This window comes from Vannielia litorea (genome assembly GCF_900142295.1).
Taxonomy (GTDB): domain Bacteria; phylum Pseudomonadota; class Alphaproteobacteria; order Rhodobacterales; family Rhodobacteraceae; genus Vannielia; species Vannielia litorea.
Genome location: NZ_FSRL01000001.1, coordinates 2,623,481 through 2,642,443, shown reverse-complemented (window position 1 = coordinate 2,642,443; position 18,963 = coordinate 2,623,481). Strand labels below are relative to the sequence as shown.

The 18,963-nt window shown below is 66.1% G+C and carries 20 protein-coding genes and 1 riboswitch; of the genes, 17 read left to right on the top strand and 3 right to left on the bottom strand.

Annotation, left to right across the window (positions count from 1 at the left end; all coding sequences use genetic code 11):
• Nucleotides 1–2 precede the first annotated feature (2 nt).
• Nucleotides 3–512 carry a bifunctional 3-hydroxydecanoyl-ACP dehydratase/trans-2-decenoyl-ACP isomerase gene (gene fabA, locus BUR94_RS12850; RefSeq protein WP_074257721.1) on the bottom strand — a complete coding sequence of 170 codons (510 nt, stop codon included), beginning with the start codon at nucleotides 510–512 and terminating at the stop codon, nucleotides 3–5.
• A 167-nt stretch (nucleotides 513–679) separates the two neighbouring features.
• On the opposite strand from fabA, the gene irr reads away from it, so the two are divergent.
• Nucleotides 680–1,111: a Fur family transcriptional regulator Irr gene (irr, locus tag BUR94_RS12845; protein WP_425445247.1), complete on the top strand. Its 432-nt coding sequence runs from the start codon at nucleotides 680–682 to the stop codon at nucleotides 1,109–1,111.
• Between the two features lie 28 nt (nucleotides 1,112–1,139).
• On the opposite strand, the gene BUR94_RS12840 is transcribed toward irr, so the two are convergent.
• Nucleotides 1,140–2,012 (bottom strand): hypothetical protein, encoded by an 873-nt coding sequence (locus BUR94_RS12840; RefSeq protein ID WP_074256603.1) that lies wholly within the window; start codon nucleotides 2,010–2,012, stop codon nucleotides 1,140–1,142.
• A 119-nt stretch (nucleotides 2,013–2,131) separates the two neighbouring features.
• Here BUR94_RS12840 and miaB point away from each other — a divergent pair, with 119 nt between their 5' ends.
• The 13 genes from miaB (at nucleotide 2,132) to BUR94_RS12775 (ending at nucleotide 14,171) form a co-directional block, all read left to right on the top strand.
• Nucleotides 2,132–3,439: a tRNA (N6-isopentenyl adenosine(37)-C2)-methylthiotransferase MiaB gene (miaB, locus tag BUR94_RS12835; protein WP_074256602.1), complete on the top strand. Its 1,308-nt coding sequence runs from the start codon at nucleotides 2,132–2,134 to the stop codon at nucleotides 3,437–3,439.
• Nucleotides 3,440–3,649: 210 nt separating this feature from the next.
• Nucleotides 3,650–4,219 carry an OmpA family protein gene (locus BUR94_RS12830; protein WP_245794462.1) on the top strand — a complete coding sequence of 190 codons (570 nt, stop codon included), beginning with the start codon at nucleotides 3,650–3,652 and terminating at the stop codon, nucleotides 4,217–4,219.
• A 14-nt stretch (nucleotides 4,220–4,233) separates the two neighbouring features.
• On the top strand, nucleotides 4,234–4,530 hold the full coding sequence (locus tag BUR94_RS12825; protein WP_074256600.1) for a hypothetical protein: 297 nt from the start codon (nucleotides 4,234–4,236) through the stop codon (nucleotides 4,528–4,530).
• Between the two features lie 180 nt (nucleotides 4,531–4,710).
• Nucleotides 4,711–5,730 carry a PhoH family protein gene (locus BUR94_RS12820; RefSeq protein ID WP_074256599.1) on the top strand — a complete coding sequence of 340 codons (1,020 nt, stop codon included), beginning with the start codon at nucleotides 4,711–4,713 and terminating at the stop codon, nucleotides 5,728–5,730.
• Nucleotides 5,731–5,830: 100 nt separating this feature from the next.
• Nucleotides 5,831–6,325 (top strand): rRNA maturation RNase YbeY, encoded by a 495-nt coding sequence (gene ybeY / locus BUR94_RS12815; RefSeq protein ID WP_074256598.1) that lies wholly within the window; start codon nucleotides 5,831–5,833, stop codon nucleotides 6,323–6,325.
• 35 nt (nucleotides 6,326–6,360) lie between these two features.
• Entirely contained in the window at nucleotides 6,361–7,272 is a 912-nt protein-coding gene (locus tag BUR94_RS12810; protein WP_074256597.1) for a transporter associated domain-containing protein, read from the top strand.
• 13 nt (nucleotides 7,273–7,285) lie between these two features.
• A complete protein-coding gene (gene lnt / locus BUR94_RS12805) occupies nucleotides 7,286–8,818 on the top strand; it encodes an apolipoprotein N-acyltransferase (protein ID WP_074256596.1) in 1,533 nt (510 codons plus the stop codon).
• Between the two features lie 12 nt (nucleotides 8,819–8,830).
• Nucleotides 8,831–8,880, top strand: a riboswitch (SAM-SAH riboswitch).
• A 9-nt stretch (nucleotides 8,881–8,889) separates the two neighbouring features.
• Nucleotides 8,890–10,056 carry a methionine adenosyltransferase gene (gene metK, locus BUR94_RS12800; protein WP_074256595.1) on the top strand — a complete coding sequence of 389 codons (1,167 nt, stop codon included), beginning with the start codon at nucleotides 8,890–8,892 and terminating at the stop codon, nucleotides 10,054–10,056.
• Nucleotides 10,057–10,235: 179 nt separating this feature from the next.
• Nucleotides 10,236–10,559 (top strand): hypothetical protein, encoded by a 324-nt coding sequence (locus tag BUR94_RS20730; protein ID WP_074256594.1) that lies wholly within the window; start codon nucleotides 10,236–10,238, stop codon nucleotides 10,557–10,559.
• Nucleotides 10,560–10,602: 43 nt separating this feature from the next.
• Complete coding sequence (gene trmB / locus BUR94_RS12790) at nucleotides 10,603–11,325, top strand: tRNA (guanosine(46)-N7)-methyltransferase TrmB (protein ID WP_074256593.1); 723 nt, start codon at nucleotides 10,603–10,605, stop codon at nucleotides 11,323–11,325.
• A gap of 51 nt (nucleotides 11,326–11,376) precedes the next feature.
• Nucleotides 11,377–12,726, top strand: coding sequence for a 3-phosphoshikimate 1-carboxyvinyltransferase (aroA, locus tag BUR94_RS12785; protein ID WP_074256592.1), 1,350 nt, complete (start codon nucleotides 11,377–11,379; stop codon nucleotides 12,724–12,726).
• 50 nt (nucleotides 12,727–12,776) lie between these two features.
• The gene (locus BUR94_RS12780; protein WP_074257719.1) at nucleotides 12,777–13,388 is read left to right on the top strand and encodes a (d)CMP kinase; all 612 of its coding nucleotides are present in this window, start codon (nucleotides 12,777–12,779) and stop codon (nucleotides 13,386–13,388) included.
• Between the two features lie 288 nt (nucleotides 13,389–13,676).
• Nucleotides 13,677–14,171 (top strand): BLUF domain-containing protein, encoded by a 495-nt coding sequence (locus tag BUR94_RS12775; protein ID WP_074256591.1) that lies wholly within the window; start codon nucleotides 13,677–13,679, stop codon nucleotides 14,169–14,171.
• Nucleotides 14,172–14,183: 12 nt separating this feature from the next.
• On the opposite strand, the gene BUR94_RS12770 is transcribed toward BUR94_RS12775, so the two are convergent.
• Complete coding sequence (locus BUR94_RS12770; protein WP_175570473.1) at nucleotides 14,184–15,068, bottom strand: alpha/beta fold hydrolase; 885 nt, start codon at nucleotides 15,066–15,068, stop codon at nucleotides 14,184–14,186.
• Nucleotides 15,069–15,313: 245 nt separating this feature from the next.
• On the opposite strand from BUR94_RS12770, the gene rpsA reads away from it, so the two are divergent.
• The 3 genes from rpsA (at nucleotide 15,314) to ihfB (ending at nucleotide 18,958) form a co-directional block, all read left to right on the top strand.
• On the top strand, nucleotides 15,314–16,993 hold the full coding sequence (gene rpsA, locus BUR94_RS12765; protein WP_074256590.1) for a 30S ribosomal protein S1: 1,680 nt from the start codon (nucleotides 15,314–15,316) through the stop codon (nucleotides 16,991–16,993).
• A 244-nt stretch (nucleotides 16,994–17,237) separates the two neighbouring features.
• Complete coding sequence (locus BUR94_RS12760; protein WP_074256589.1) at nucleotides 17,238–18,458, top strand: MFS transporter; 1,221 nt, start codon at nucleotides 17,238–17,240, stop codon at nucleotides 18,456–18,458.
• Between the two features lie 218 nt (nucleotides 18,459–18,676).
• Nucleotides 18,677–18,958: an integration host factor subunit beta gene (gene ihfB, locus BUR94_RS12755; RefSeq protein WP_074256588.1), complete on the top strand. Its 282-nt coding sequence runs from the start codon at nucleotides 18,677–18,679 to the stop codon at nucleotides 18,956–18,958.
• Nucleotides 18,959–18,963: the final 5 nt, after the last annotated feature.

The following is an 18,963-nucleotide window of genomic DNA, read 5'->3' as shown; positions in this document are numbered from 1 at the left end:
GTTTACTCGTCGGAGAAAAGCCCGACCTTCATGCCTTCGGCGGTGAAGACGAGCTTTCCGTCTGCGAATATCTTGCCGTCCGCGATGCCGAGTTTCAACTTCCGGTCGATGACGCGGGTGAAATCGACGTGGTAGACGATCTGGCTCGTGGCGGGGGTGATCATGTCGGTGAACTTCACCTCGCCCACGCCCAACGCCCGGCCGCGGCCCAGCATGCCGCGCCAGCCAAGGTTGAAGCCGGTGAGCTGCCACAGGCCGTCGAGGCCGAGGCAGCCGGGCATCACCGGGTCGCCGGGGAAGTGGCAGGAGAAGAACCAGAGGTCGGGGTGGATGTCGAACTCGGCCACAACGTGGCCCTTGCCGTTCTCGCCGCCATCGGCCGAGATCTCGGTGACCCGGTCCATCATCAGCATCGGCGGTTCCGGAAGCTGGGGGTTCCCCGGCCCGAACAGCTCGCCCCGGGCGCATTTCAGCAACCCTTCCTTGTCGAAAGTGGTCGGATGATCCGCCATGCGGCCCTGCTCCCCCATGTCTTTTGGTGCCCTTGGTTTCGCCCCCTCTACCACCCGGCCCGTCGCGGGTGCAATAGCGGCGCGGCGCGACCCGGCCGCGCAGTTGCGACCCATTTTCATTTGAAATTGCGCGGCGCGCAAAGATATAAGTGGAGACAGGCAGGATGATGGAACCCGACCGGATGGACAGTCAGACGCACAGCCGCGGATCGAGATGGCTGGAAAAGGGCGACTTGCGCCCGACGCGCCAGCGTCTTGCGTTGGCCGAGCTGCTGGTGGGGGATGGCCGCAATCGTCACGTGACTGCCGAGAGTCTTTTCGACGCCGCCCGCGCGGCCGGCGAGAAAGTTTCGCTCGCCACTGTCTACAACACCCTTCGGGCCTTCTGTGACGTTGGCCTGATGCATGAGATCACGGTGGACGGCTCAAAGAGCTACTTCGACACCCGGACCGACGATCACCCGCATTTTTACTGGGAAGACACCCAGAAGCTGACCGACGCCCCGACAGAGCAGCTTCGCCTCGCCAGCATCCCCGATGCACCGGCGGGCACGGAGATTGCCAAGGTCGACGTGGTGATCCGCCTCCGCCGGGTCTGATCTGACGGGCGGCGCGCGCCGCTCTGGCTCAAAACCACTGCCCTGGCTCCATCAGCCCGAGATCGAGCAACTGCTGGGAGTGCCACTCGAATTTGGTCGAGTTGTGCCACTTGAAACTCTCGATGTCGTACTTGCTGCCCGGATTGCTCTTCAGCGCCTTGGCGGTACGGAACGAGCAGACCGTAGCCGTCAGGTTGTGATGCCAGGGGCAGGCATAGGTGTTGTATTCCTCTTCCGAGAAGGTGTGGTTCGGCAGGAGGGTGAGGCCCTGTTTGGCGCGAAACAGGCTGATCCGGTCGATCCGACGCCGCTCCCTGTCGACATGCTCCTCGAAGCGCCAGCGAAGACCGCCGAAAAAATCGAGCTGCCGCTCCTTCGGGTAGTTGTGATTGACGGGGTCGGGACGGGCGAGGGCGTAGTAGCCGGACTTGTCGAGATGCGCATCCTCGATCGAGACCGCATCGGGATACCTGTCGAGATCCTCGGCATAGAGATCGACCACATAGGTGAGCATCGCGTCGCGCCGCTCTTCGAGGTGGAAGGCCAGCATCTCGCCCACTGTCCGGTTCTCGCAGAACGGAAAGAACAGATACTCGGCATTGTAGCAATAATAGAGCCATTGGCCCGGCTCGGTGGCGGCGATGATCGGGTTCATCGCGTTCACCAGCGCGTTGTCCGCATGCATGTCGTAGGTCACGCGATGCACGAGGGGTGCCAGCGTGTCCGTGAGGGACATGACCGGCGGAGCGAGCAGGATGATCTCGCGGAACCCGGCCATGCGGTGATGGCGGATCGTGGTCTCGACCTCGACAAGGTCTTCCACGCAGATCACGGCGATCGGCCCCCTGGCCAGCGCCTTGCTGCCATTTTCCAGGAAGTCGTTGAGAGATCTGTAGTTCATGATACCGGCGGCCCTTGCCCGATTTTTTGCCATTTGTGAGTTAAGGAAGCCTTGAGCGCAACCGTTGCGGGCGAGGCCCCCTTGGGCTAGACACCGCCCGATCATTCCCGGACCCGAACATGACCAAGAAGCTCTACATCAAGACCTACGGCTGTCAGATGAACGTCTATGACAGCGAGCGGATGGCCGAGGTGCTGGAAGGCTATGAGCAGGTCGAGAGCCCTGATGGCGCCGACATGATCCTGCTCAACACCTGCCACATCCGGGAGAAGGCGGCAGAGAAGGTCTATTCGGAACTTGGCCGCTACAAGGACCTGAAGCAGGCCAATCCCGACCTGAAGATCGGCGTGGCCGGCTGCGTCGCACAGGCCGAGGGCGAAGAGATCATGCGGCGGCAGCCGATGGTCGACCTTGTGGTGGGTCCGCAGAGCTACCATCGCCTGCCGGAGCTGGAAGCCCGGGCGCGGGCGGGGCAGAAGGCGCTCGATACCGACTTTCCCGAAGAGGACAAGTTCGAGAAGCTGAAGCGCCGTCCGAAGGCACAGCGCGGGCCAACGGCCTTTCTGACGGTGCAGGAGGGCTGCGACAAGTTCTGCGCCTTCTGCGTGGTGCCCTATACCCGCGGGGCCGAAGCAAGCCGCCCGGTTGCGCGCGTGCTGGCCGAGGCCGAGGAGCTTGTTGCGCGCGGGGTCCGCGAGATCACCCTGCTGGGCCAGAACGTGAATGCCTATCATGGCGAAGACGGCGGCGAGACCTGGGGATTGGCGCGGCTGATCCGGCGACTGGCCGAGATCGACGAGTTGAAGCGCATCCGCTTCACCACCTCGCACCCGAACGACATGGAAGACGACCTGATCGCCGCCCATGGCGACTGCGAAAAGCTGATGCCCTATCTGCATCTCCCGGTGCAGTCCGGCTCCGACCGGATCCTGAAGCGGATGAACCGCAAGCACACCGCCGCGAGCTACATCGCGCTGATCGAGCGGATCCGCGCGGCCCGGCCCGACCTGTTGCTCTCGGGGGATTTCATTGTCGGCTTTCCCGAGGAGACGGAGGAAGACTTTCAGGCCACGCTCGACCTGATCGAGCGGGTGCGCTACGGGGCGGCCTACTCCTTCAAGTATTCTGCCCGGCCCGGTACACCGGCGGCCGAACGGCCCGACGTGGCAGCGGATGTGGCCAATGACCGGCTCCAGCGGCTGCAGGCGCTCATCACCCGGCAACAACGGGCCGCGCAGGATGCGATGGTGGGCCGCGAGGTGCATGTGCTGATCGAGAAACCCGGACGGATGCCGGGGCAGATGGTGGGCAAGTCCGACCACTTGCACGCGGTGCACGTGACGAGCGACGCCCTTGACGTGGGGGACCTCGTGAAGGTGCGGATCACCGATTCTGGGCCGAACTCCCTGGCCGGCCGGCTGCTCTAGAACGCCGCCCAACTTCCGACACAATTGCCCCACGTCTGCGCGACAATGCTCCGCCGTGCCCTTGGCTGTTGCCTAACTCTATACAATATATAGGGAAAAGCGCTTTGCCCGCCCACAGAATTTGGTAAAATTTGCCAATAATGTGGCTGGAGCTTCGACCGGTTTTCTCACCGTTGCTCGGCCTTTCGAAACAGCAAAGGACGGACACTCGTGACACAGGGGATTCTCATGTCGATCCGGACGCTGGCGGGTGGCGCTGCGGCGCTGGCGGTGGCGGTCGGGCTCTACGCAACCGGTGCCACGGCGCAGACGCGGGTCAGTTCGGAGCGCTATGCGCCGACGGTCTGGGTGGATCCCGACGGCTGCGAGCACTGGGTGATGGACGACGGGGCCGAAGGGTACATGACCCCCCACGTCAGCCGTCAGGGCATTCCCGTCTGCCGGCGGGGCAACGTTTGCGGGGTGATGAACTCCGACCAGCTCTTCGCCACGGACAGCGCGGCCATCAGCGCGGCGGGCAAGAAGCGGCTGGCCGACTTCTTCCGCTCCAGCCGGGCTCGGGCCTACATCATCGCCGGCCACACCGACGCACGCGCCAGCGACGAGTACAACATGAACCTCAGCTATCGCCGGGCCACGAGCGTTGCGAAGATCGGCAAGGCGACCGGGGCGAAGATCGTTGATGTGCGCGGCTACGGCGAGCGCGTGCCGGTCGCCTCGAACGGCACGGCTGCGGGCATGCAGAAGAACCGCCGCGTCGAAATCATCTGCATCAAGTGACCGGGAGAAGCGCCATGAACATCCTCAAGATCACCGCTCTCCTGGCCGTTGCCGGCAGCCTCGCGGCCTGTAGCGAGAAAATCGACAAGACGGTGGACCGCGGGTTCGACAACAAGGACCTCACCCAGCTGAAGGCCGGGATCTGGATCGACCCCAACGGATGCGATCACTGGATCATCGACGACGGGGTCGAGGGGTACCTCAGCCAGCGGCTCGACAAGTTCGGCAAGCCGGTGTGCTCCGGCGCAGGTCCGTCGAGCTCCGCAGTGGGTGGCTACAAGTCCGGGTCGGCCTTTCCGGATCCAATCTGATCCGGCAACTGCCGCCAAAATCACCCGGAGGCTGCGAGAACCGCTCTCGCAGCCTCTTTTCATGTCAACTGAGTGAAATCTTTGCACGTGCGGCTTGCGCGATGGGCTTCTGATTGGCAACCTGAACACAGGAGCCACAATATCTAGCGTTCTGCTAGGCAAACCACGGAGAAGCGCTTTTTGGGAATCAGTGCCCTGACCGCCCCGCCAAACCCCAAGGATATTCTGGAAACTCCGCTGGAATTCCCCGACAACATGCTGCTCATCGAGCTTTGCGGCGAGTTTGACCGCAATCTGGCGCAGATCGAACATGCGGTCGGCGTGCAGATATTGCGGCGCGGGAACCAGCTGGCGATCATTGGCGAGGCCGGGCCGCGCAGCGAGGCGACGGTGATTCTCCAAGAGCTCTATGCCAAGCTGGAGGCCGGTCGAACGATCGAGCCCGGCGACGTGGACGGCGCGATCCGGATGGGCCGGGAGGCGCGTGATGACCGGGTGAGCCGGGATGGCGACCAATTGGAGATGTTTCAGGGCGGCCGCGTGGAGATCAAGACCCGCAAGAAAATCGTGGAGCCGCGCACCGAGGCGCAAAAGGCCTATGTGCGGGCCCTCTTCGAGAACGAGCTGGGCTTCGGCATCGGGCCCGCCGGCACCGGCAAGACCTACCTGGCCGTCGCGGTGGGCGTGAACATGTTCCTCGCCGGGCATGTGGACCGGATCATCCTCAGCCGCCCGGCTGTGGAGGCGGGCGAGAAGCTGGGCTACCTGCCGGGCGACATGAAGGACAAGGTCGACCCCTACATGCAGCCGCTCTACGACGCGCTGAACGATTTTCTGCCCGCCAAGCAGGTGCAGAAGCTGATCGAGGAGAAGCGGATCGAGATCGCGCCCCTGGCCTTCATGCGGGGCCGGACGCTGGCCAATGCCTTCTGCGTGCTCGACGAGGCGCAGAACGCGACCACCATGCAGATGAAGATGTTCCTGACACGCCTCGGCGAGGGCAGCCGCATGGTGATCACCGGCGACCGCAGCCAGGTGGACCTGCCGCGCGGCGTGCAGTCGGGCCTGCGCGAGGCGGAGAGCCTGCTGGGCGGAGTGAAGGGCATTTCGTTCAATTATTTCACCGCCAAGGACGTGGTCCGGCACCCGCTGGTGGCGCGGATCATCGAGGCCTATGACAAGGCCGAGGCGCAGGGCTGAGCGCAGGGTAACAGTTGCTCAATCGAGCGCCTGCGGCGCATGCGATCCTTTGAGTTGGGGGCGCTGCCCCCAAACCCCCGAGGGTATTTGAGCCAAGAAGATGGAACTGGATGTCGTTCTGGAAGACGCCCGCTGGGACGCGGCGGGGCTGGAGACGGTCGTGGCTTTGGCCGCTCCGGCTGTTCTGGCCTTTCACGGCCTGCCCGAGCAGGTCGAGCTCTCGGTCCTGGGTGCGGATGATGCCCGCGTCGCCGCGCTGAATGGCGATTTCAGAGGCAAGCCGCAGCCAACCAACGTGCTCTCCTGGCCGTCGCAAGACCTGGCGCCGGAGCGACCCGGCGGAGATCCGCTGACGCCCGAGCCGGACCCGGATGGCACCCTGCCTCTTGGCGACATCGCCCTCGCCTACGAAACCTGCGCGCGCGAGGCCAATGAAGGCGGCCTGAACCTGCGGGACCATCTGACGCACCTTGTTGTTCACGGGATGATGCATCTTCTAGGTTACGATCACATTAATGATGCCGACGCGGAGCTGATGGAGGCCCGCGAGGCGGAAATACTTGCCAAGCTGGGTGTGAAAAACCCATATGAGTGACAGCCCCACACCGGGGCAGATGATGGAAAGGACCGATGGGCGAAAGTTCGGACGGGTCGTCTAGCGCCGCGCAGGGCGCGCTGGAGACCGACAGTAGTGAGGGCAAGGGCCTTTGGGGCCGGCTTGCCGAGGCGATTTTTCCCGCAGATGAGAGCGACGCCGAGGACGGTGCCGAGCCGCGCAGGGGCGGGGGTCGTGAGGCCGTGGCCATGCTTGGCCTGGGCAACCTGCACCGGATGCGGGTGGAAGACGTTGCCATTCCCAAGGTGGAAATCGTCGCCGTGCCGCTCGACATCGGCAAGGAGGACCTGGTGGCCGTGTTCCGCGACAGCGGCATGAGCCGGTTGCCGGTGTACGAAGGCACGCTCGACAGCCCGGTGGGCATGGTGCATCTCAAGGACTTCGCCCTGAAATACGGATTCAACGGCCATGGCGAGGACTTCGACCTCAAGCCGATGCTGCGGCCCTTGCTCTATGCGCCGCCGTCGATGCCGATCGGGGTGCTGCTTCAGAAGATGCAGAGCGAGCGCATGCACATGGCGCTGGTGATCGACGAATACGGCGGTACCGACGGCCTGGCCACCATCGAGGACCTGATCGAGCAGGTGATCGGCGAGATCGAGGACGAGCACGACATCGAGGAGGGCGACCTCTGGACCGAGGAGAAGCCCGGGCAGTATCTTGCCATGGCGCGCACGCCGCTCGAGGACTTCGAAGAGGAGACCGGCGTGGCGCTGGCCGATGCCGAGGACCTCGAAGAGGTCGACACGCTGGGTGGCCTCGTGTTCATGCTCACCGGGCGGGTGCCGACCCGGGGCGAGGTCGTGCCGCATCCGGGCGGCGCCGAGTTCGAGGTGCTCGACGCCGATCCACGGCGGGTGAAGCGGCTTCGGGTGCGGTTGCCCGAGTACTCCTTGCGGCAGGGTGCGGGTGCCGACGAAGATTGACCTTCCAGAGCGGATGGCCGGATGGCTGGATGACCGGTGGACGAGCTTCGCGCTCTTCGCCGGCCTCGGTGCGCTTGTGGGCACCGGGCAGGCGCCGCTGGGGTGGGTCTGGCTCTCGGTGGCGGCGCTCGCGCTGGGGTTTGCGCTGTTCTCGCTCGTGCCCGCGCCGCGCGCAGCCGCCTGGCGCGGCTGGGCGATGGGTGTGGGCTACGTGGTGGCGACGATGTTCTGGATCGTCGAGCCCTTCTTCGTGGACCCTTGGCGGCATGGCTGGATGGCGCCCTTTGCGCTCTCCGCCCATGCGGGGGGCTTTGCGCTGTTCTGGGCGGCCGCCTTCGGGGGGGCGGCAGTGCTCGGGCGGCGGCGCAAGCAGCGGGCGCTCTGGGGCGCCGTGCTGCTGGCGGCGGCGGAGATGCTGCGCGCGCACCTGTGGACGGGCTTTCCCTGGGCGCTCATAGGGCATATCTGGGTCGGTCAGCCGCAGATGCATCTCGCGGCGTTGACCGGGCCTCACGGGCTGACGCTCTTCACCACGCTGGCGGCGGCCTTGCCCACGGTATTTGGCGTGCGGCGTGCGGCGCTGGGCGTGATGGCCGCCGTGGCCTTCCTGGCCCTGCCTGTCCCCTACGGGCTCTGGCGGCTCGGGCAGGAGGTGGAGCCGCGTGCGCCGGTGACGGTGCGGCTGGTGCAGCCCAACGCGGCGCAGCACCTGAAATGGCAGGAAGAGATGATCCCGGTGCTTTTCGAGCGGGCCCTGCGCCTCAGCGCCGCCGCGCCGGAGGGGCCTGCGCCCGATCTCGTAGTCTGGCCGGAGACATCGCTGGCCTACCTTCTCGCGCCCGGCAACGGCACCGCGCAGGTGGTGGCCGATGCGGCGCAGGGGGCCAGCGTGGTGGTGGGTCTGCAACGCCGCGAGGGCGACACCGCCCGCAATTCGCTGGCCGTCATCACTCCCGGTGCGGATGTGACAGACTACTACGACAAGTCCCACCTTGTGCCCTTTGGCGAATACATGCCGGGGGCAAGCCTGCTGGGCAGATGGGCGCCGGGCGGGCTGGCCGAGCAGGCGATGTCGGGCTTCATGCCGGGCGACGGGCTCCGGCTGGTGGACCTCGGCGGGGGGCTGGGGCAGATCCTGCCGCTGATCTGCTACGAGGCGATCTTTGCCGAGGAGATCATTGCCGCGCCGCGCCCCGGATGGATCCTGCATATCACCAACGACGCCTGGTTCGGCAAGCTCTCCGGCCCCTATCAGCACCTTGCGCAGGCGCGATTGCGGGCGGTGGAGCAGGGCGTGCCGGTGCTGCGCTCGGCCAACACCGGCATTTCGGCCGTGATCGACGCACAGGGCCGGGTGCTTGCCACGCTGCCGCTGGGCGAGGAGGGATACCTCGACGTGGCGCTGCCGCCCAGGCTCGCCGCAACGCCGCCCTATCGCCTCTGGGGCGATTGGGGCGTGCTGGCCTTGCTGGCCGCCTTTGCCCTGATGCTGGCTGTTGCCCGTGCGGTCGCCAAGCCGGTTGACCCCACAGGTGGGAGCGACTAGCAGAGGGCGCATCTGCCGCCACAACGGCTTCCTGGCGTGGCGGTCTAAAACTCAATGGAGCACTACCCCACATGTCTCGTTCCGAATACACCTTCACCTCGGAGTCCGTGTCCGAGGGGCACCCCGACAAGGTCTGCGACCGGATTTCCGATGCCGTTCTCGATGCCTTCCTGGCAGAAGACCCGCAGGCACGCGTGGCCTGCGAAACCTTTGCCACCACCGACCGCGTGGTGATCGGCGGCGAGGTGCGCGGCCCCGGCAAGGTGATCCAGGCGGTCGAGGAGATCGCGCGCCAGTGCGTGCGGGATATCGGCTACGAGCAGAAGGGCTTTCACTGGGCCAACGTGCAGGTGTCGAACTACCTGCACGCGCAGTCGGCCGACATTGCCCAGGGCGTCGATGCCTCTGGCAACAAGGATGAAGGGGCGGGCGATCAGGGCATCATGTTCGGCTATGCCTGCGACGAGACGCCGGAGCTCATGCCGGCGCCGATCCACTACGCTCACGCGATCCTGAAGAAGCTGGCCGAGGTGCGCAAGAACAGCACCGAGCCCAAGTTGGGGCCGGACATGAAGAGCCAGCTCTCGCTGCGCTACGAAGGCGGCAAGCCGGTCGAAGCGACCTCGCTGGTGCTCTCGACCCAACATCTCGACCCGAGCCTCTCCTCCGATGACGTGCGGGCCATCGTGGAGCCCTACATTCGCAGCATCCTCCCCGAGGACTGGCTGACCGATTCGACCGAATGGTGGATCAACCCGACCGGCAAGTTCGTCATCGGCGGGCCGGATGGCGACGCAGGGCTCACGGGCCGCAAGATCATCGTGGACACCTACGGCGGTGCCGCGCCGCACGGGGGCGGCGCCTTCTCGGGCAAGGATCCGACCAAGGTGGACCGCTCCGCCGCCTATGCTGCGCGCTACCTTGCCAAGAACGTGGTCGCCGCCGGGCTGGCAAAGCGCTGTACGCTGCAGCTTTCCTACGCCATCGGCGTGAGCAAGCCGCTCTCGATCTACGTGGATACCCATGGCACCGGCGAAGTGGCCGAGGCGCAGATCGAGAAGGCCGTCGCCAAGGCGATGGACCTCACGCCGCGCGGCATCCGCACCCATCTCGAGATGAACAAGCCGATCTACCAGCGGACCGCGGCCTATGGCCACTTCGGCCGCGCGCCGGAAGACGATGGCGGGTTTTCCTGGGAGAAGGTCGATCTCGTGGAGGCCTTGAAGGCCGCGATCTGACGGGAACGCAAGGCCGGAACGCGGCGCGCCACAGGCGCTTGCCGCGTTCCAAGCTCCCGCAGCCCCCTGTGCCCGATAGGTCGCATCTGCCGCAAATTGCCGGCCTCGGCGCGAATTGGCCGCAAATTAGCCGAACTTTCATGTTTTCCTTTTAGTCAGAAGGGCATGGAGGGCTTGGCATGGTGATCAAGTCGGTCGAAGTTTTCTACAACGTCAACCGTATCCCCGGTCTGTATCCCGGCGACTGGGATGCTGCCCTCGACTTTCGCAACGCCGCCATGGAGCTCATCGAGAACGCGCTGATCGAGGCGCGGGCGGGCGCCTGGGCGGGGGCCGAGATCGGCTCCTGCGAGGCCACCGGCGAGCCGGAGGTGAACTTCGGCTTCGACGTGGCCGATTTCGACATGGCCGAGGAGATCATCCGCAACGCCGTGGCCGGCACGCCCTACGAGGGCATACGCGAGATCACCCGAAGCGAAGTGGAGGAAGCCGAGTTTCACTGAGCGCTGTTGCGCGAGGCGCGGGCTGCGGCTACATCGCCGCCCCATGACTGACGAGCACCCCGACAAGCACCCCACCGGCGCGCCCTGGCGCAACTTCTACGGCCGTCTGAAGGGCAAGACCCTGCGCCCGAGCCAGGAGACCTATCTCGACGAAGATCTCGCTGCGCTTTCGCCCGGTGCCGTCGGCTGGGAAGAAAACCCTGACCGGCTGCCGCTCGACCTGGAGGCGCTGTTTCCGGGCAAGGAGATCTGGGTCGAGGTGGGTTTCGGCGGCGGCGAGCACATGGTGCACCAGGCCGCGCAGAACCCCGGCGTGGGCATTATCGGGGCCGAGCCTTACATCAACGGCGTGGCGATGCTGCTGGGCAAGATCCGCAAGGCGGGGGTGGAAAACCTGAAGGTCCATCCCGGAGATGTGCGCGACCTGTTTGACGTGCTGCCCCAGGGCTCGGTGAGCCGGGCCTTCCTGCTTTATCCCGATCCATGGCCCAAGAAGCGCCACCACCGGCGCCGCTTCGTGACGCCCGATTACCTCGAGGCGCTGGCCGGGGTGCTTAAGCCGGGCGCGATCTTTCGGGTGGCAACCGACATCCCCGACTACGTGCGCCAGACCTTGGAGCAGGTGCCACGGCACGGGTTTGAATGGCTGGCCGAGGGGCCGGAGGACTGGCGCTCGCCCTGGGGTGACTGGATCAGCACGCGCTACGAGCAGAAGGCGCTCCGCGAGGGCCGCACGCCGCATTATCTGACCTTCCGCAGGGTTTAAGCCGCCTGTGAAAGCGGATATGCGAAGCGCGACAGAGCAAGGAGCCCGCATATGTCGTCTCACGGCACGCCCACCCCGATGATTTCCCGCAAGGCCGAGCCGTTGAAGGGCGTGGCGGAGGTGCCCGGCGACAAGTCGATCAGCCACCGCTCGCTGATCCTCGGTGCGATGGCAGTGGGAGAGACGCAGATCACCGGCTTGCTGGAGGGCGAGGACGTGCTCGACACGGCCAAGGCGATGCGGGCGCTGGGGGCCGAGGTGGTGCGGCACGGCGATGGCGCATGGTCGGTGCATGGCGTGGGTGTCGGCGGGTTCGGCGAGCCGGACGACGTGATCGACTGCGGCAACTCCGGCACCGGGGTAAGGCTGATCATGGGCGCGGTGGCGACCCATCCCTTTGCAGTGACCTTTACCGGTGATGCGAGCCTGCGGTCACGCCCGATGGGGCGGGTGACCGAGCCGCTCTCGCTCTTTGGCACAACCTCTTTCGGGCGCGCGGGCGGGCGGCTGCCCTTGACGATGGTGGGGGCGGAAAGCCCGGTGCCCGTGCGCTACACCACGCCGGTGCCTTCGGCGCAGGTGAAGTCCGCGGTGCTGCTCGCCGGGCTCAATGCGCCGGGTGTGACGGTGGTGACCGAGAAGGAGGCGACGCGGGACCATACCGAGAGGATGCTGGCCGGTTTCGGGGCCGAGGTGACGGTGGAGGACACCGCCGAGGGGCGAGTGATCTCGCTCGTGGGGCAGCCGGAGCTCAAGCCACAGGTGATTGCCGTGCCGCGCGATCCGTCTTCGGCGGCCTTCCCGGTTTGTGCAGCGTTGATCGTGCCGGGGAGTGACGTGCTGGTGCCCGGCATCGGGCTGAACCCGACGCGGGCGGGGCTGTTCACCACCCTGCGCGAGATGGGGGCGGATCTGACCTACGAGAACGAGCGCGAGGAGGGCGGCGAGCCGGTGGCCGACCTTCGGGCAAGGTTCTCTCCCGACATGAAGGGCATAGAGGTGCCGGCCGAGCGGGCGGCCTCGATGATCGACGAGTACCCGGTGCTCTCGGTCGTGGCGAGCTTTGCGGAAGGCATCACTCGATGCCCCGGCGTGAAGGAGCTGCGGGTCAAGGAATCCGACCGGATCGACGCCATGGCGGTGGGTCTGCGGGCCTGCGGCGTGGAGGTGGACGAGGGCGAAGATTGGTTTTCCGTCAAGGGCCTGGGCCCCGAGGGCGTGCCCGGCGGAGCGCGGGCGGAGGCGCGGCTGGACCATCGGATCGCCATGAGCTTCCTGATCTGCGGGATGGCCGCGAAGCAGCCGGTTGAGGTGGATGACGCCGGGCCGATCGCAACTTCCTTTCCGATTTTCATGGACCTCATGGGCGGGCTGGGCGCGAAGCTGGAGACGGCAGGGTAAGTGAAACGTTAACCGGGCGACCGGCTTGCGTATGCATGAAAGAGGGCGCGATGAAATTCACGGTGGCCATCGACGGGCCGGCTGCGGCGGGGAAGGGGACGATCTCGAAGGCCATCGCGGCCGAGTTTGGCCTCGCGCATCTTGATACCGGGCTGCTCTACCGTGCGGTGGGGGCCAAGGTGCTTGCCGGGGCCGAGCCGGTGGCGGCGGCCGAGGCGCTGGCCCCCGACGACCTGACCCCGGAAGACAGCCTGCGCACCCCGGAAGTGGCCCAGGCCGCGAGCCGGGTGGCGGCGGACCCGGAGGTGCGGGCGAAACTGCTGGAATTCCAGCGCAATTTCGCCCGTCGCGAAGGCGGTGCGGTGCTCGACGGACGCGATATCGGCACGGTGATCTGCCCCGAGGCGGAGGTGAAACTCTTCGTCACCGCGAGCGCCGAGGCTCGTGCGGAACGGCGATTCCTGGAGCTGCAGGGCAAGGGGCACGCGGTGACGCGGGAGCAGGTTCTGGACGATGTGAAGGCGCGGGATGCGCGGGATTCGAGCCGTGATGCGGCGCCGATGGTGGCCGCTGAGGACGCGGTGCTGCTCGATACGACCGAAATGACCATCGAGCAGGCGCTTGACAGGGCGCGGGCGCATATCCTCTTGAAAATGAAGTGAAAAATCAGGGTTAACGCTAGTGTTGCGCAAAACGGTCGGCGGAATGGCGCCGTAGCACAACCCATGCACAACCCATGCACAACCCATGCATACGTAAAATGACACTGCGGACTCGGTGTTAACCATGCAAGGAACTTCAGGTTGACCGATTCGAGCAATCTACAGCCCAAAAGTTAACCAGAACCTAACAACGACGATTGCATGCCGAAGCAGAATCCCTTTTCTATTCATGTCCCGATCTCGGCCGGGCCAGGGTAGCGCAAGTCAGGCACAAGGAAGACAACGTAGATGCACCAACTTCTCTATCGTTCGATCGCGCGGGACGAAGAGTTTGGCGACAGCGACCTCGACATTCTGCTGCAGGCTCTGGATTTCAACGCGAACAACGGGATCACCGGCCATTTGTGGCGCGGGCGCGGGCAGTTCTTTCAGGCGCTGCACGGGCCGCGCGTGGTGGTGCTGCCGCTGATGGAGCGGATCAGTGCCGACACAAGACACAGCGATGTGGAAGTGCTGATCTCGGAAGACGGCGATGCGCCGTCGCCCTTTGCCGAATGGGCGATGGGCTACGACTACGTGGCCGAGGACGAGCTCGGCATCTCGCTCGAGACCGACGGCAGCCGACCGATGATTCCGCCCGCGAAGGCCCGCGAGATCTGGAACGCGATGATCGAGCAGTCGCGGAGCGAGGCCGAATGGGGCGGCAGCTCGCCCTATGGCCGCAAGCCCTCCGAGCCGGTCGACTCCTGGGTGAAGCGGCTGAAGGCGGCACGCGGTCTCTGACCGGCCAGGCGGTCAGCCGCCTTCGACGAACCTCAGCACATGGGCGAAGAGGCTCTTGCGGGTCAGCAGGAGCAGGTGCCCGTCATCCGCAAAGCCGATGAGCCGCCCGCCGCCCGCGCGCCGGCGAAGGGTGTCTGTCTGGCGGGTGGAAAACACCGGGTCGGCCATGCCGAAGAAAAAGCCGATGCGGGCATGGCTCAGGTCGGCGCCTTCGCTGAGTTTCCAGCGGCGCAGGCTGGCGGAATGGGCACGGACAAGGGCAGGGCTCGGGTCGGTGATCTGGGGGGCGTGCTCGGCGGAGAGCGCCTCGATCTGGCCGGTAAAAGCCGGATCGGCACGGTTCTCGCGCCCGTAGAGCAGGGTTTTCCAGTATTCGTCCCAGATGGCCTTGCTGGTGAAGGCCTCGGCGCGGGTGGCGGCGGAGATCACATCGCCCGCGCCGCGCAGGATGGTTTGCAGCCCGCCCGCGTGCTCGGGCGAGGGCGAGATGGCGGCGACGGTGACGGGCCGGGGCGCGAGCAGGGCCGCCGCCTCCAGCGCGATGGCACCGCCGGCGGAGTAGCCCACCAGGGTCAGCTCCTTGTCGGGATAGCGGCGGGCGAAGCGGGCGATCTCCTCTGCCGCGTCGGTGATCGAGAGCGCGTGGTCGAGCGGCAGGCCGTCCATCCCCGGAAAGCGGTAGTAGGCGAGCCCGTGCCCGCGCGCGGCCCAGCCGTTGGTGGGCGCGAAGATATCGACAGAGGCGAGCGCGCCGGGGATCATCACGGTGAGCCGGGGCGCCGCCTCGATCTGGGCCAAGCGGGCGGGGTTGACCGCCAGCGGGCTCTCGCCCTCGGGCAGGGTGCGGGGCGCGGCGCAGGCGGCGAGCAGGAGGAGGGAGGCGAGAAGGGCGCGCATGGGCGCGACCTTAGGCCGGCGCGGGCCCGCCGAAAAGCAGGGAAACCCCTTGCCATGCGGCGTTTGAGCGGCTAAACGCCCCCTCGTCAAGCCGCCGTGAGAGCAGCTGTCGGAGACCTCGGGCAGGGTCGGAACTTTCCGGCCCTGTATTGTTTTCCGGCGCAGCGCACGGCACCCGACCAACCCCAAGACCGGCGGAGACAACCGCACGGCCAGAAACCGAAACGTAAGGAAAAAAGCGCCACATGGCTCAGAACGCATCCATGGAGGAATTCGAAGCCCTCCTCACCGAAAGCTTCGAGATCGACACGCCGGACGAGGGTTCGGTCGTCAAGGGCAAGGTCATCGCCATCGAGGCGGGCCAGGCCATCATCGACGTCGGCTACAAGATGGAAGGCCGCGTTGATCTTAAAGAATTCGCCAACCCCGGCGAGGCTCCCGAGATCGCCGTGGGCGACGAGGTTGAAGTCTTCCTCGACCGCGTCGAGAATGCCCGGGGCGAGGCCAGCATCTCCCGTGACAAGGCCCGCCGCGAAGAGGCCTGGGATCGCCTGGAGAAGGCCTATGCCGATGAAGAGCGTGTCGAAGGCGCCATCTTCGGCCGCGTGAAGGGTGGCTTTACCGTCGATCTCGGCGGTGCCGTGGCCTTCCTGCCCGGCTCGCAGGTCGATGTGCGCCCCGTGCGCGACGCCGGCCCGCTGATGGGCCTCAAGCAGCCGTTCCAGATTCTCAAGATGGACCGTCGCCGTGGCAACATCGTGGTGTCGCGCCGTGCGATCCTCGAGGAGTCCCGCGCCGAGCAGCGTGCCGAGGTGATCGGCAACCTGAGCGAAGGCGAGACCGTGGACGGCGTGGTGAAGAACATCACCGAATACGGTGCCTTCGTGGACCTCGGCGGTGTCGACGGCCTGCTGCACGTGACCGACATGGCCTGGCGCCGTGTGAACCACCCCTCCGAGATTCTCTCGATCGGCGAGACGATCAAGGTGCAGGTCATCAAGATCAACAAGGAAACCCACCGCATCAGCCTCGGCATGAAGCAGCTGCAGGACGATCCGTGGGATTCGGTCGAGGGCAAGTTCCCGCTGGGTTCCGTGCATTCGGGCCGCGTGACCAACATCACCGACTACGGCGCGTTCGTCGAGCTGGAGCCGGGTGTGGAAGGTCTTGTCCACGTCTCCGAGATGAGCTGGACCAAGAAGAACGTGCACCCCGGCAAGATCGTCTCCACCTCGCAGGAAGTGGACGTCATGGTGCTGGAGATCGACTCCGCCAAGCGCCGTGTGTCGCTGGGTCTCAAGCAGACCATGCGCAACCCCTGGGAGGTCTTCTCCGAGACCCACCCCGAGGGCACCGAGGTGGAAGGCGAGGTCAAGAACATCACCGAGTTCGGCCTGTTCATCGGCCTGCCGGGCGATATCGACGGCATGGTGCACCTCTCCGACATCAGCTGGGACGAGCGGGGCGAGGATGCCATCCAGTCGTTCCGCAAGGGCGACATGGTCAAGGCCGTGGTCACCGAGACCGACGTGGAGAAGGAGCGCATCTCGCTCTCCATCAAGGCGCTGGGCGGTGACAAGTTCGCCGAGGCCGTTGGCGGCGTGAAGCGCGGCGACATCATCACCGTGGAAGTGACCGCGATCGAGGATGGCGGCGTCGAGGTGGAGTACGAGGGCATGAAGTCCTTCATCCGCCGCTCCGACCTGAGCCGCGACCGGGCCGAGCAGCGCCCCGAGCGCTTTGGCGTGGGCGACAAGGTCGATGTGCGCGTGACCAACGTGGACAGCAAGACCCGCCGTCTGGGTCTGTCGATCAAGGCGCGCGAGATCGCCGAGGAGAAGGAAGCCGTGGAGCAGTATGGCTCGTCGGACTCCGGTGCTTCGCTGGGCGACATCCTGGGCGCCGCGCTGAACAAGGACGACTGATCGTCGGTTCGGCCTTCGGCCTGAGAGACATGGGGCCTCCGCTGCTGGCGGGGGCCCTTTTCATTGACCGGGCGCGGTGGCGGTGCTCCCGCCCACCCACCCCGCACCGCCACCGCGCCCGGGCGGCGGCGTTGCGCCAGGAGCGCGACACTGGCGCCGGTGACAGGGGCGGGATGGAGTAATTTCGGCAAGAAAACGAGCAGGGGTCTTGTGCGCCGGGGGTGCGGCGTGGGTTGATGCGGCCATGCTGCTGGCCCGTAACCGCAATTTTCGACTGCTGTTCTCCGCCACCGCCGTCTCCAACCTTGGCGACGGGGTTTCGGCGTTGGCGGTGCCCTGGCTGGCGACGCTGCTGACGCGGGATCCGGTGCTGATCGCGCTGGTGGTCTTTGCCACGCGCCTGCCCTGGTTCCTGTTCTCGATCCCGGCGGGGGTGCTGGTGGACCGGCGGGACCGGCGGCGGCTGATGGTGCAGGCCGACATGCTGCGGCTGCTGCTGACCTTCGGGATCGTGGCGCTGGCGATGCGGGGCGGCGGCGGAGAGGGGGCGGCGGGGGTGTTTGCGCTGGCGGGGCTGACCTTTCTGCTCGGCTCGGCCGAGGTGGTGCGCGACAACGCGGCGCAGACCTTCCTTCCGGCGGTTGTGGACCCCGCCGACCTCGAGCGGGCCAACGGGCAGCTCTGGAGCGTGGAGCAGGTCATGGGGGCCTTCGTCGGGCCGCCGGTGGCGGGGGTGCTCATTGCGCTGGCGGTGCCCGCGCCCTTCGTGCTCGACGCGGTGACCTTCGGAGTGGCGGCCTGGTGCGTCTGGGCCATCGCCACACCGCGGCGGCTGCGTGACGGGCCGCCACGCCGGCTCGTGGCGGAAGTCATGGAGGGCTGGCGCTGGCTGCGGGGGCATGGGCTGTTGCTCAGGCTGGCGGTGATGCTGGGGCTGATCAACGCGCTCTTCACCATGTCGGTCACGATGCTGGTGCTGGTCAGCCAGGAGATCCTCGGCCTCACGGCCTTTGGCCACGGGGTGTTGCTGGCGGTGGGCGCGGGTGGTGCCGTTCTGGGCGGCACCCTCGGGCCCGGGGTGGCGGCGCGGCTCGGCCAGACGGCGACGGTGCGGCTGGCGCTGCTGACGATGCCGCTGCCCTTCGTGATGATCGGGCTTACCGGCTCGGCGGCGCTGGCCGGGCTGGCGCTGGCGCTGGAGGCGATCTCGGGGATGCTGTGGAACATCGTCACGGTTTCGCTCAGGCAGCGGGTGATTCCCGATGCGCTGCTGGGCCGGGTGAACGCGCTCTACCGGTTCTTCGGCTGGGGCATGATGCCGCTGGGTGCACTCGCCGGCGGCGTTCTGGTGGCTTTGGCGGAGCCGGGACTGGGCCGGGAGATGGCGCTGCGGCTGCCCTATCTGCTGGGTGGCGGGGCCATGCTGGCGCTGGCGATTTACGGGGTATTGCGCTTGCGGTTCTGATCGCGGCGCCGATTCGCCATTGGGTTGCAAGACTGCATGCTCCCGTCATGCTGCACCCGCAAAGCCTTGGTTTCTCAGGCGGAAAATGGAGCAAGGTCGAATAAAACTCATGAATTGACGCAAACGCCCCGTTTCGGTTGCGGAAATTTGCGCCTATAGTCGAGGACGAAACCACGGCACGGAATCGTGGACCATAATACGTCCTGATGGGGGGAAGTATGATCCGATCGGAACTGATTCAGAAGGTCGCTGACGAGAATCCGCATCTCTATCAGCGAGATGTCGAGCGGATCGTGAACACCATCTTCGAAGAGATCATTGGCGCCATGGCCGATGGCGACCGGGTGGAGTTGCGCGGTTTTGGGGCTTTCTCGGTCAAGAAACGCGACGCCCGTGTGGGCCGTAACCCGCGCACCGGCGATGCGGTGGACGTGGAGGAGAAGCACGTGCCCTTCTTCAAGACCGGCAAGCTCTTGCGCGACCGGCTGAACGGCAAGTAACCTGA

What these genes read in the sequence shown, in the direction of transcription:
- fabA (WP_074257721.1), bottom strand. Translation starts at nt 512, where the DNA reads ATGGCGGATCATCCGACCACTTTCGACAAGGAAGGGTTGCTGAAATGC.
- irr (WP_425445247.1), top strand. Translation starts at nt 680, where the DNA reads ATGGAACCCGACCGGATGGACAGTCAGACGCACAGCCGCGGATCGAGA.
- BUR94_RS12840 (WP_074256603.1), bottom strand. Translation starts at nt 2,012, where the DNA reads ATGAACTACAGATCTCTCAACGACTTCCTGGAAAATGGCAGCAAGGCG.
- miaB (WP_074256602.1), top strand. Translation starts at nt 2,132, where the DNA reads ATGACCAAGAAGCTCTACATCAAGACCTACGGCTGTCAGATGAACGTC.
- BUR94_RS12825 (WP_074256600.1), top strand. Translation starts at nt 4,234, where the DNA reads ATGAACATCCTCAAGATCACCGCTCTCCTGGCCGTTGCCGGCAGCCTC.
- ybeY (WP_074256598.1), top strand. Translation starts at nt 5,831, where the DNA reads ATGGAACTGGATGTCGTTCTGGAAGACGCCCGCTGGGACGCGGCGGGG.
- BUR94_RS12810 (WP_074256597.1), top strand. Translation starts at nt 6,361, where the DNA reads ATGGGCGAAAGTTCGGACGGGTCGTCTAGCGCCGCGCAGGGCGCGCTG.
- lnt (WP_074256596.1), top strand. Translation starts at nt 7,286, where the DNA reads ATGGCCGGATGGCTGGATGACCGGTGGACGAGCTTCGCGCTCTTCGCC.
- metK (WP_074256595.1), top strand. Translation starts at nt 8,890, where the DNA reads ATGTCTCGTTCCGAATACACCTTCACCTCGGAGTCCGTGTCCGAGGGG.
- BUR94_RS20730 (WP_074256594.1), top strand. Translation starts at nt 10,236, where the DNA reads ATGGTGATCAAGTCGGTCGAAGTTTTCTACAACGTCAACCGTATCCCC.
- trmB (WP_074256593.1), top strand. Translation starts at nt 10,603, where the DNA reads ATGACTGACGAGCACCCCGACAAGCACCCCACCGGCGCGCCCTGGCGC.
- aroA (WP_074256592.1), top strand. Translation starts at nt 11,377, where the DNA reads ATGTCGTCTCACGGCACGCCCACCCCGATGATTTCCCGCAAGGCCGAG.
- BUR94_RS12780 (WP_074257719.1), top strand. Translation starts at nt 12,777, where the DNA reads ATGAAATTCACGGTGGCCATCGACGGGCCGGCTGCGGCGGGGAAGGGG.
- BUR94_RS12775 (WP_074256591.1), top strand. Translation starts at nt 13,677, where the DNA reads ATGCACCAACTTCTCTATCGTTCGATCGCGCGGGACGAAGAGTTTGGC.
- BUR94_RS12770 (WP_175570473.1), bottom strand. Translation starts at nt 15,068, where the DNA reads ATGCGCGCCCTTCTCGCCTCCCTCCTCCTGCTCGCCGCCTGCGCCGCG.
- rpsA (WP_074256590.1), top strand. Translation starts at nt 15,314, where the DNA reads ATGGCTCAGAACGCATCCATGGAGGAATTCGAAGCCCTCCTCACCGAA.
- BUR94_RS12760 (WP_074256589.1), top strand. Translation starts at nt 17,238, where the DNA reads ATGCTGCTGGCCCGTAACCGCAATTTTCGACTGCTGTTCTCCGCCACC.
- ihfB (WP_074256588.1), top strand. Translation starts at nt 18,677, where the DNA reads ATGATCCGATCGGAACTGATTCAGAAGGTCGCTGACGAGAATCCGCAT.